Annotated in this window: 12 protein-coding genes; all 12 read right to left on the bottom strand. The window is 26.7% G+C overall.

Features of this window, described 5'->3' with window-relative positions; translation table 11 throughout:
- The 12 genes from ACMHJW_RS01900 to ACMHJW_RS01845 all read right to left on the bottom strand — a co-directional run bounded on the left by ACMHJW_RS01900 (position 1) and on the right by ACMHJW_RS01845 (position 12,178).
- On the bottom strand, positions 1-552 hold the full coding sequence (locus tag ACMHJW_RS01900) for a serine O-acetyltransferase (protein ID WP_413531738.1): 552 nt from the start codon (positions 550-552) through the stop codon (positions 1-3).
- Between the two features lie 9 nt (positions 553-561).
- Positions 562-1,695, bottom strand: coding sequence for a glycosyltransferase (locus tag ACMHJW_RS01895; RefSeq protein ID WP_413531737.1), 1,134 nt, complete (start codon positions 1,693-1,695; stop codon positions 562-564).
- Positions 1,696-1,741: 46 nt separating this feature from the next.
- Positions 1,742-3,097: a hypothetical protein gene (locus tag ACMHJW_RS01890; protein ID WP_413531736.1), complete on the bottom strand. Its 1,356-nt coding sequence runs from the start codon at positions 3,095-3,097 to the stop codon at positions 1,742-1,744.
- A gap of 239 nt (positions 3,098-3,336) precedes the next feature.
- On the bottom strand, positions 3,337-3,927 hold the full coding sequence (locus ACMHJW_RS01885; RefSeq protein ID WP_413531735.1) for an HAD-IB family hydrolase: 591 nt from the start codon (positions 3,925-3,927) through the stop codon (positions 3,337-3,339).
- Positions 3,927-4,652: an SDR family NAD(P)-dependent oxidoreductase gene (locus ACMHJW_RS01880; RefSeq protein ID WP_413531734.1), complete on the bottom strand. Its 726-nt coding sequence runs from the start codon at positions 4,650-4,652 to the stop codon at positions 3,927-3,929. Before ACMHJW_RS01880 ends, ACMHJW_RS01885 begins: the two co-directional genes overlap by 1 nt.
- On the bottom strand, positions 4,649-5,971 hold the full coding sequence (locus ACMHJW_RS01875) for an FAD-binding protein (RefSeq protein WP_413531733.1): 1,323 nt from the start codon (positions 5,969-5,971) through the stop codon (positions 4,649-4,651). The genes ACMHJW_RS01880 and ACMHJW_RS01875 overlap by 4 nt, the downstream gene beginning before the upstream one ends.
- The gene (locus tag ACMHJW_RS01870; protein ID WP_413531732.1) at positions 5,961-6,836 is read right to left on the bottom strand and encodes a UbiA prenyltransferase family protein; all 876 of its coding nucleotides are present in this window, start codon (positions 6,834-6,836) and stop codon (positions 5,961-5,963) included. The genes ACMHJW_RS01875 and ACMHJW_RS01870 overlap by 11 nt, the downstream gene beginning before the upstream one ends.
- A gap of 1 nt (position 6,837) precedes the next feature.
- Positions 6,838-7,890, bottom strand: coding sequence for an acyltransferase family protein (locus tag ACMHJW_RS01865; RefSeq protein WP_413531731.1), 1,053 nt, complete (start codon positions 7,888-7,890; stop codon positions 6,838-6,840).
- Between the two features lie 36 nt (positions 7,891-7,926).
- Positions 7,927-9,072 carry a glycosyltransferase gene (locus ACMHJW_RS01860; RefSeq protein WP_413531730.1) on the bottom strand — a complete coding sequence of 382 codons (1,146 nt, stop codon included), beginning with the start codon at positions 9,070-9,072 and terminating at the stop codon, positions 7,927-7,929.
- Positions 9,059-10,093, bottom strand: a complete 1,035-nt coding sequence (locus tag ACMHJW_RS01855) for a glycosyltransferase (RefSeq protein WP_413531811.1) — start codon at positions 10,091-10,093, stop codon at positions 9,059-9,061. Before ACMHJW_RS01855 ends, ACMHJW_RS01860 begins: the two co-directional genes overlap by 14 nt.
- A complete protein-coding gene (locus ACMHJW_RS01850; RefSeq protein WP_413531729.1) occupies positions 10,093-11,007 on the bottom strand; it encodes a glycosyltransferase family A protein in 915 nt (304 codons plus the stop codon). The genes ACMHJW_RS01855 and ACMHJW_RS01850 overlap by 1 nt, the downstream gene beginning before the upstream one ends.
- Complete coding sequence (locus ACMHJW_RS01845) at positions 10,994-12,178, bottom strand: glycosyltransferase (protein ID WP_413531728.1); 1,185 nt, start codon at positions 12,176-12,178, stop codon at positions 10,994-10,996. The genes ACMHJW_RS01850 and ACMHJW_RS01845 overlap by 14 nt, the downstream gene beginning before the upstream one ends.
- Between the last annotated feature and the right edge of the window lie 2 nt (positions 12,179-12,180).

The following is a 12,180-nucleotide window of genomic DNA, read 5'->3' as shown; positions in this document are numbered from 1 at the left end:
TTAATTTTCTATTCTATTATTAATATAACCTTCTGTTGCATTTTCCTTCGAAATAACTTTCATCGGGTTTCCTGTTACAACTGAATTATCTGGAATATCTTCTGTTACATAACTATTTGGTGCAATCAAAACATTATTACCAATTGTAATTCCGCCAACAATAACCGCATTTGTTCCAACCCAAACATCATTTTTCAAAACTGGAAAACCTTTTTTCTTTCCTCTATTCGTTTGTCCTAACGTAACACCATGTGCGATATTACAATTTTTACCAATTTTACATTTAGGATTGACAACTACTGTCCCCCAATGCCCTAAATTGAGACCTGGACCTATTTCTGTTTTAGCAGAAATTTGATAACCATATTTGATAGAATAACGACGTAACAACAAACGATAAACTAATCCTAATGGATGTTTTGCTGAATATTGTTGTGCTTTTCGTAGAAAATAAATATACCGAAAGCCTGGACTTAAAAAACCTTTCAAAAAAGGGAAATTTGTCCAATAACCAAAATTCCTGTAAAAATCTTGTTGTATAATCGTTTTCATAAAATTGGATTAAAAGTTTGATTCTAGAGATTCAACTGCATTTTTCAATGTAAAAGGTAAGCTTTTTAACTGAATAGTATTAGTGTATTTTTCAACAAAATCAGTATTCTCTAGAAAAAACTTCATTGCATTATAAATTTCGTCTTCTTCATTTGGAATAATATAACCTAATTCTCCATCATTCAAAATTTCGCGAACTCCAGAAACATCTGTTGCGATAATAGGTTTTGCTAAAACCATTGCTTCGAACAAAACCGTAGGATATCCTTCGTAACGAGAAGATAAAATATAGTAATCTGCTTGTGTAAAATAAGGATATGGATTTTCTTTAAAACCAATTAATTTTGCCGTTTCTTCAACTTTTAGTTCATGAAATAACTTTTTGATATTAGGAAAATCATAACCATCTCCAACAATCCATACATTATGTAAGAAACCTTCGTCCAATAAACGACGATGTGCTCTTAATAATCGATCAAATCCTTTTTGAGGAAATACTGTTCCAATTGAAACAAAAGTTTTAATTCCTTCTTTTTTCTTAATATCACAAGGCTCTTTTGCAAGATTTAGAATTTCTTCTACATCAATCGGATTATAAATACGAACAATTTTTTGCTTTTCAACTTCAGAATCTGCTAAACCTAAAAATAATTCATTGATTTTATTCGAAATAACAAGAATTTTATCAAATCCGAAAAACTTTTTTAATCGTTCTTCTGTATATTCAGGAACATTTGATAGATCATTATGTATCCAAACGATCTTTTTTGAAGATTTAATCGGAGAATTCAAAATATCATCTGCAATTCCATGAATTGCTGCAAACTCTATATCGTATTGTTTATTTGGTAAAATATTTTTGTAAAGAATTTTCGGGAATAATTTCAAAATTTTTTGATAAATAACCCGATAAGCTTTCTGTGGAATATCTTGCAAACGATTTGTTGTAATCATTTCGCCCTTATTCAGATAATAAATATTTATCCAAGATGGAACATCTTTGAGATATTTACCTGAATAAAGGTTTAGTAACAAATCAATTTCGTACTTATCTGGTGATAAGTTTTTCAAAAAAGTTACCAATACTTTTTCAGCACCTCCATGACGAAGCGAGCCAATACGTATTAATATTTTCTTTTTCATAGTTTAGGTTTATGCAAAATTAATCAATTTGTTCAGTTATTTTATTTTAATAAAAATACTCTCCAACCAATTGCATCCCAAACGTCTGAAACAAAGCTATATAAGCTATATTATATAAAATCTGTTTATCCTTCACATTAATCAATAATAAAATAAAGTAAGGATACATGAATAAACATGCTCTTGCTGTTTCACCTGTTCCATAAGCTCCTGTTAAAAACATTAATCCTAAAACAGAGAAAGCTAACATTGGTACGACAAAATTTATATCTGATTTTTTTAAATTGAAAACTTTATTCTTGAATAAATAAGCAAAGAAACCAAATGAAAGAAATAATAATATTTCACTAACACATTCTATTCGTGTAAAGAAGTATATAAATGGTTGAGTAAAACCTCTGAAACCTTTCGGATTTTCAAATTTTGAAGCACTGAAGAAAGCTTCTATGTGATTATAATTTAAAGTAAAATATAAAATAATTAAGATGATTAGAAATAAAATTCCAACAATTACAAAATTGAAAAAAGTGTAATAATCTTTTTTAGAAATAATTTTATAAATACAAAATAGAAATGCTAGAGCAGCTAAAAAAGTACCTCCAAATGAAACACAATTTGCTAGTGTAAATCCTATTAAAGTGATTAGAATTCCTTTTATTGTTATTCTATTTGCTTGGTTGATTAATAATAAACCATATAAAAATATAGTTGAAAAAGTTAATAAAACGGCATCAATAGAAACTATTGAATAAATATTAACTGCAGGAAGTATCGCAAAAATAATCAGAATTAAATTTCTTTGATATTTTGGAACGTTTAATAGATTAAAAATCTTAATAAGAGGAATTATAACAAATAAACCAATTGCAGACATCATTAATGAAAGTCCTAAAACTGAATTATTTGCTATTTTAAGAAGTATATAATGTAACCATACAGCAAAAGGAGGATGTGTTTTTGAATGCATTAACAAATCACCTTGCTTTTCATTGAAATGATAAATAAAATCATATCCATTGGTTATTTTTATCGCATCATGATAATACTGAAAATCTGTATCAATAAATGATCTTAAGAATATATTATGAACAGATCCTTGTGAGAAATTTCCTAAAAATATCAAGACAACGTAACAAATAATAAGCATTGGTGTTGAAAAAGATTCGGTTCTTTTTAATACAAAAACGCCAAAAAACAAAAACACAAAAGCCCATAAAATCCCTTGCCAATAAAATGGAGAAAAATAAACAACACTTATAGGAAAAGTAATTCTCGAACCTGTATAAGCAATATTTTCAGTTGTATAATAATTAACAAATAACATTACAATCCACCCCAATAATAAGAATAACATTATTTTAAATGGAGCTGTTTTAAAAACGGTTTTTAGTTGATTATTCATTTTTAATTTATATTCTAATAACTTCAGTTTATTGGTAATCGTATCTTAATGTTTTTCTAGATTCTATCTATCTTCTAGTCTATGTAAAGAAAATAGCTAAAATATTGAAAATTCACAAAATAAAAACATCAAAATTTGAGTAGATTTATTTTAATAATTTTGAGTGGTGTAGAGAATTTCTGAAGGATAATTCAAAAGATTTTTCATAATATTAGTTTGGTTATGCAAATATAGTTTTATTAATTAAAATACCTAAAGTTAAACTTGTTAGCCAACGAAAACATTGCTTCATCTCCTTTTGTATCTCCGAAAGCAATTATTTCATCGTACAAAGACAAATCAATTTCTTGCTCTATTCTCTTTTTCTTCTCTTCATAATTACAATTTGTAGTTGAAAATTTTCCTGTAAAAAAACCATTCTCATCGAATTTTGCTTTTGTACAAATCAAACCCATTTCATAATAATCTGCAAAAGGTTGAAGCCAAAAATCTATTGAGGCTGAAACAATAAATTTATCATTATAATTACTTAAAGATTTAATATATTCATCAGCTTTTGAATAAATTAAAGTTTTATGATTTTGTTCAAAATAATTTTGAGCTAAATGTTTAATCTCAACATAAGATTTACCTTTCAAGAATTTTGAAATGAATTTTTCTTTTACCCAAGAAGCTTCAAGCAACTTTAATTTTGCAGCAACGAAAAATGGAATAAACATCAAATAATTAATAAAATACGTTTTAGGAAAAGAGAATTTTAAAAAATCGAATAATGTATCTTTCTTTGTTAAAGTTCCATCAAAATCGAAAAGGTATAAATTACGATTCATTACATTTTTAATTTTTTGAAAATAAATTCAGGAATATTTCGAATGATCATCATTATTCCCCACCAAAAAAACGTAACATAAACCACATTTTTCTTTTTTAAGTATGCTTTATAAATAATATTTGCCGCTTGTTCTGGCTGTGCTGTCAACGGTTTTGGCGTTTCGATATCTGCTGTCATTTGTGTATCCATAAATCCAGGAATAACTGTCATTACATGAACTTTTTTATGAAACAAATAATTTCTTAAGCCTGATAAATATGCTGTAAATCCTGCTTTGGCAGAACCGTAAATAAAATTACTTTGTCGACCGCGTTCTCCTGCAACAGAAGATAATCCGATAATTGTTCCTGAACCTTTTTCTTCGAATTTTTTCGCAAAATGATTAATTAATACAATTAATTTCGAATAATTAATTTCGACAATTTGTTTTGTATTCCAATCATCATATAAACCTTCTTCAGAATTTTTTCCTAAATATCCTGCAGCACAGAATAGCAATTCAGAATCTATATGTTGTAATTGTGTATAATCATTTTCTTTTGTTAAATCGAAATGAACAACCTCGCACTTTTGTTCATATTTCGTATAAAAATGTTGCGCTAATTTGATTGTTTTTTCTTTATTTGAAGTAAATAAATACACAACTGGAAAACGTTTTCCTTCTTTCAAAACCTTTTCTACAAAAGCTATTGCTACATCTGAATTAGATCCTAATACTATCATTTTTGCTTAAATCTATTGATACGTTCATTTTGCATTGATTCAAATTTTTCTGAATCAATATTTTTTAAATAATCTGTTAATGCAGGATTTGACATTGCATCTTTTGTACGATAAATACGGCCACCATATTCCATGACAATTTTATCTAAACTCGCAATCAATTTTTCGATTTTATTATTCACTTTAAAATCTAAAGCCAATGTATAACCTTTCATTGGAAAAGAGTTGTAAGCTTGTGAATTGTTTTCTCCAAATAGTTTTAAAACAACTAAAAAAGAACCGTTCCCACTTGCAGCAATCGTTTCTAAAATTTTTCGCATTCCTTCTTTTCCTTTTTCTTTTGGAATCACAAATTGATATTGAATAAATCCATTTTTACCATAAATACGATTCCAATTATGAACTGCATCTAACGGATAGAAAAAAGTTTCATAATCAACTATATTCTTTAAATGTTTTTTTCCTTGTTTATTAAAATACAACCAATTAAAAATCTTAATTGATAAAGGATTCAATACAAAATTTGGAAAAAAGAAAGGAATATTTAATTTTAATTTTTTCTTTATAGATAAAGGATTTTTCTTTAATTTTTCTGGTAATTCATTTAAACTTGCATGTTCACCACGCAACATAATTGATTTTCCTAATTTTGTTCCTTTTTGTAAACAATCTAACCAAGCAACATTATATGTCCAAGATTCAGAAGATTCAAATAATTCGAAAATTTCATCTAGATTTTTAGCTTGAATGGCTTCATTTCGAATGTAAGCTGTTTCAATTTTTTTCAACATAAATCGAGCAGAAAGCAAAACTCCTGTTAAACCCATTCCGCCAATTGTTGCCCAAAATAAATCTTCGTTCTCATTTCTAGAACAACGTAAAATATCTCCATTATCGATCATCAAGTCGAAATGAATTAAATGATCAGAAAAACAACCATCAATGTGATGATTTTTCCCATGTACATCCGAAGCTATTGCTCCACCAACGGTGATAAATTTAGTTCCTGGTGTAACGGAAATAAAATAACCAGAAGGAATTGAAACTTCTAAAATATCTGATAATAAAACGCCAGATTCTACTTCTATTATTCCATTTTCTCTATCAAACGAAATAAATTTATTCCATTTGGAAGTAGAAATAATTGTATTTTGTAATGAAGCATCTCCATAACAACGTCCATTTCCTCGAGCAATTAACTCTTGATTAGAAAGAACTGCTTCTTGAAATTCTAAAATTGTAGTTGGTGAAACAACATTGGCTTTTATAGATGGATAAAGTCCCCAATTAGCAACTGGGGTTAATTTTTTATTTTCCATTGTTAAAATAAATCAATAAAACGTAACTAATTCCCCACATTATAATTAAAAACTGTAAAAAATGATCTTTAAAAATTAATTTGGTAGGTGATTCTGTTTTCATATACACAAAAGTTTGTTGTAGATAGCGCAAAACAGCAGCAAAAACAAAAACAAAAGTATAAATAATATAGTGATGAAATTTGGATTGTGTCTCAGGAGAAACAATAAACATCATATAACAAATAACCGCGACAGTACAAGTAAGTGATAATGCAGAATTAAGAAAATTTAGATTATAACCATCAAGCGATTTTCTAGTTACTCCTTCTAAATCTGCATTGATTAATTCTCCTCTTCTTTTTCCTAAAGCTAGAATAAGTGCCAAATCAAAAACTAATAAAATGGTCCAATCTGTCACTAAAATCCCTGTCATATATCCACCAACAAAAACTCTTAATAAAAAACCTGTAGCAATAATGATGACATCTAAAATAGCTATTTGTTTAAATTTAAAAGAATAAGCTAAATTCATAAAGAAATAAATCGCAACTAATGCTGTAACTTGTTTATTTGCTAAGAACCATGTTAAGATCGAAGTAATAAAAATTAGTGCAAAGAATAGAATCAAAGCATTTGTTTTTGAAATTTTTCCACTTGCTAATGGTCTATTTTTCTTCTCGGGATGTTTTTTATCTTTTTCGATGTCAACATAATCATTTATAATATAAATGCTACTTGCAACAAAAGAAAATATTAGAAATCCATAAAATGATTGAATAAACAGATTTATTTCGAACAATTTTCCTGAAAAAAATATTGGCAAAAAAACAAAGAAGTTTTTTACCCATTGATTTACTCGTATAAGTTTTAGATAGTTTAGCATTTTATTTGAATATTCTTTTATATACTCTCATTAATTTTTTTTCAAAATATTCGTAACAAACTAAACCAAAAATAACTACTAATCCAATAACAATAAGAGGAGATAAATATCCTAATCCAAAATTTGCATTTAAATATTTTATCAAAACAGTCCCTAAGTGATAATGAATTAAATACATACAGTAAGAAGCTGTACCAATTTTTAATAGAATAGGTTGCTCTAAAAATTTTAATCTTTCAGGTTTATAAATAAAAACAATTATAAATAAAAACAAAAAAAAGACGAATATAAATACTTCAATACTCCTTTCTTTAAAAAAACATAAACCTAAAGAAAACATAATAAAATATAAATATTTTTTATTTCTTGTTTGATGAAGTTTAAGTAAAAGCATCCCTATTATAAACCAAATACATTCGCTAAAAAGAACTAAGCATCTCGCTATAAGTTTATAATAATTGAGTTGGCTTTCTGAAAAATAGTTTAATAAATATGGACGTGCAGTATGAGAATAAAAAATTATTTGTAAAGGCATCATTATCATACAAATTAATACAAAGTATAATAAATATTTCTTTTTATTCAGAAAATACAAAGCTCCTATTATAATGTAAAAACAAACCTCTACCCAAAGACTCCAATAAGCATTATCTAAATAATAATATTTTATTTCTCCGGAATATAAATTAAATACATGAGGATCTATAAACGTATTCGCTATTAAATAATTCCATACATTTTTTGAATTATTATAACCTTCTCCAGTATAAAAAAAAGCAAAAAATACAAAGGTCAATGTTGAACAAATTATCATTGCTGGAGATAATCTTATAAACCTATTTTTTAAATAAGTTTTGAAATTATCAGTTCGTTCTAATGTTAAATTTATTACAAAACCAGAAATCATAAAAAACAAAGGAACGCCTAAGAAACCAAAATAAGTTAAGTGTCCTAATTCCGGGAAATTACTTGAACTATAAAAATGATGCATAAAAACCATTATTATAGCTAATACACGTATTGCATCAAAAACTTTTATTCTTGGATTATTCATAAGTTGAAGGTTTGGCTTAAAAAATTTAGTATAATACTAATCAATAATATTTAGCCATTGTTTTACAATATTTTCTTTTCTCCAATTAATTGATTCTTTATAACTTGATTTACATAAATCATTAATTAATTCTTTATTTTCTGACAACTGATCTAAAATTTTAATAACAGTCGTTTTATCATAGATATCAACTAAAAATCCATTATTTTGATTAATAATTTCACTTGGTCCATATTTACAATCATAAGAAATTAAAATATTTCCAGTCATCATTCCTTCTATTAAAACATTAGGCAACCCTTCAGTAGAAGAACTTAATATAACAATTTTAGATTTACATAAAATCTTATTTACTTCTTCAGGTGTAAGCATTCCATGAAAAATAACTTTATTTTTTATATTAAGAGAATTAGCCTTTTCTTTTAAAAAAACCATCAATTCTCCATCTCCTATTATATTTAATTTAAAATTATTAGATATTTTTGATTTAGAGAATATTTCTAAAATATGATCTACATTTTTTTCTTTACTTAAGCGACCTACGTAAGTTATATAATCTTCTTTAAGATCAAATTGTAACACATTACTTTCATATGGCTCTCCTGCAATGTTATAAATCTTGTGTACATTCTTATTATACAGAGAATAATAATTTTTACCAGCATTAGTCAATGTAACGACACCTTTTATGTTCTTGTAAAAAGTCTTAGGAAAAAATTGCCAAAATTTATTTACTCCCTCAAAACTATTTTTTTCCCATGTAACAACTTTATTAGATATTTTTTTATTTGAAGATAAATATGCACTTAGTTTATATAAACATGGAATTATTGTGTCATAATTTCGATGATTTTTATTTATCCATTTCGTTAATAATGTGTAGGAACCATAATCATATAGATAAGATTTTAAAGATAATCTAAACGGTACTTTTTTTCCTATCTTGGTATTTAGAAAAACGCAACCTTTTGAAAATGCGAAAGTATCAAAACTGTCAATTGAAATAACTTTAACTCTTTTATCTAATTTGAAATATACTTCATGATTTTTAATCATAATAAGTATCGTTACATCATTTGTTTTTACCAATTCATTTGCTAGGTTTATCAAAGTTTTTGTAACTCCTCCTGGCTTAAACAATCTATAATAAATTAATAAAATTCTATTTTTATGATTTGCCATAATTTTCAAAAATTTGTTTGATTTTTTTATAATTAGATTCTACTGAATATTCGTCCTCTATAGCTAGCCTCCCATTTTTACCTAAATTTTCACTTAAATTTTTATCTTTATACAAGGTCAACAAATTATTATACCAATCTTTGGCATTATTCGCAGAAATTCCACAATCATATTTTTCTAATATTTCTTTATTCATACCCACAGGACTTACAAGAACTGGTTTAAAGCAAGCCATATATTGAAGCATTTTAAAACTACACTTTCCTTTCTCCCAATTTGAATTTGATAAAGGCATTAACCCAACTGTAATTTTATTTAGATTTTCAATATAATTATTTTCTTCCCATTTTATAAGTTTACAATTTTTAGTAAAAACACCTTTAAAATCTTCGAATCTATCTGAAATAATATATAATTCACTATCATATTCTGTTAGAAATTGGTTAATTGAATCTTTAATTTCAATTAAATATTTGTTAGTATAGGGAGAACCAATCCAACCAATAATAAATTTATCACCAAAAGATTGTTTCTTTGGATATGAGTCCAAATCAATAGCTGTGGAAATAACATCATAATTCACCTTCTTTATTTTTTCAATTTCTTGAGCTAAAAAATTATTTCCGACAAGTAAGTGATTTGCATAATTCAAAGTATAATTGAAATTATCAGATGCATTATAAAATACAGCATCATCTATATCTTGGATAATTATTTTATTTTTATACTTATGTAGCTCTACTAGTTTTATAGCATATTTGTTAATCCAAATAATATCAGAGTTGTGTATTTTTTTATTCAGCTTTAATTTACTAATCTTTTTAAAAACATAATAAATACCTAAAAGCTTTATTAAATAATGAATATATATATTTCTGCTAAACTGCGGATAATATAAATTTTTCAATTTAAATTCTGAAATGCTCCATCCATCCTTTTTAAATAAATCCTTGTATTGTCTAATCCGAAAATTAGCAGAAGGACTTTCTTTCCCGCCTTGAGTTAAACACAATATCTTCATCAATTTTTATATTTTAAATAAACAAATGACAACGGATAAAGCATAATAGATAAAGATTTAAAATGTTTCAATCCTTTGTTTATTTCTGATAAATCTCGTTTATTAACGATAGAATAAACCTGATAACCAATTAAATTACGAAGTAAAGCTTTTGGATAACTAAAAAGTTTTGTTCCATAAGAATTTAGAAAAGAACGATAACCTTCCATCAATCCAAATGTATTTTTCCCACTCCAACGTGTGTTTGAAACAGAATTCTCATCCGCTTCATCTAAATGATAGTTACGAACAACTTTATTAACAAATCTAGTTTTCACTCCGTCAGCATCATACGTATTAAAAAACACAGCTTGTGGAATATAACCTTTATCTTTATACTCAGAATAACTAAAGTTTTTCAACAATTGTTGATAAGTCTTTGTTATAAAAATTCCAAACTTATCACCACGCACTTTATACTTGTAGCGCATATCGAAAATAGAACCATCAAATCCTCCGTTCGGATATTTATCTCCTACTATTTTACCATCTACATATTGAGATAATCCCATTACAGAAATATATTCATCTTGATTTGGAATCTCTTCAACCTCATCAAATAATGTTTGCAAAGAATCTGTTGGATATGAATCATCTGAATCTACAACCATAAAATATTTTGAAGTTACTTTTTTTATTCCTTCAAAAACGGTAATAAATTTATGTTGATTTTTATTCCAGAAATAGTCAATATCAATTAAACCTTCTGATTTGAAATTTTCAACAATTTCCTTGGTATTATCAGTAGAACCATCATCCATAATAATCCATTTAAAATCTTTGAATGTCTGATTTTTTAGGGAATCATAAACGCGTATCAACGTATGTGCACGATTGTATGAAGGTGTAACAATTGTAATTTTAACCTCGCTCATTTTCAAGTTTGATTTGATATTGCTGTTCAAAAACTTCTGAAACTTGACGATAAATTTCCTTTTCATCAAATTTATTGTACGCATTTACAGTTCCATCTATAATTTTCTGAACCATCTCTGGATTTGTCATAAAAGATTTCATTGATTCGTACATTTCATCTTCATCATATTTAATTAAAACACCATCCACTCCATCATCAATCATTTCTGAAATACCGCCTACATTTGTTGAAATTATTGGTTTTCGCATACACATTACTTCACCTATTACAAGAGGATAAGATTCTGATTTTGTCGGTAAAATAAAATAATCAGATGCTTTGATATAAGGATAAGGATTAGTTTGAGAATCTAACAATAAGAATGAATCTTCAACATTTAACTCCTTACGCTGATTAATCAAATTTTCCATTTCATTTCCTCCACCAATTACTGCAATTTTATGATTAAAACCATTATCTAATAATTGCTTATGTACTTTCATCAACGTATGATAACCTTTACGATGATGCAAACGCCCCATTGAAGAAAATACAGGAAGATTTGTTTCAAAAGAATAATCAAAAAGTTCAGCTTTCTTCAGAACTTCATCAACTTTTATTACATTATAAATAACAGTTGAGTTTGGATATTTGACATTGTATAAATCATCAATAACTTGGCGTGTTTGTTTTGATCCAAAAATCATAAAATCAAAACGTTTCATTTTTTCAATTCTACTTAAAACACGTTCTTGATCTTTATCATAACCAACATCAGTATGAAACCAACCTATTTTTCTTGATTTTTTATCAGGAGAACTTAGTACCATATCAAATTCTGCATAACCAGGCGAAACTTCAATATCGTATTTTTCGGGAACTTTTAATTTGTATAAAATTGAGGGAAACTTGTCATAAACTTCCAATTTCAATCGTCGCCAAATTAATTGTAATTTTTGTACAAAAGAATTCGAACTCATTTGTTCTTTTCCTTTTTCTACAATAATTAATTTTATATCTGTAGGAATGTCTTTGATCAATTCTCCTTGATACAAATTAAGCATCAAAGTAAAATCGAATTTATCTTTTGGTAAGTTTCGCAATAAATCTAAAACTACTCTTGGCACTCCACCCATTTCCAACGAACGAAGCCTAAAAAGTACTTTTATTTTTCTAGGTTGATTTGACATTT

Source organism: Empedobacter brevis (genome assembly GCF_965118635.1).
In the GTDB taxonomy this organism is placed as follows: Bacteria; Bacteroidota; Bacteroidia; order Flavobacteriales; family Weeksellaceae; genus Empedobacter; species Empedobacter brevis_A.
This window is presented reverse-complemented; position numbering and strand designations above follow the sequence as displayed.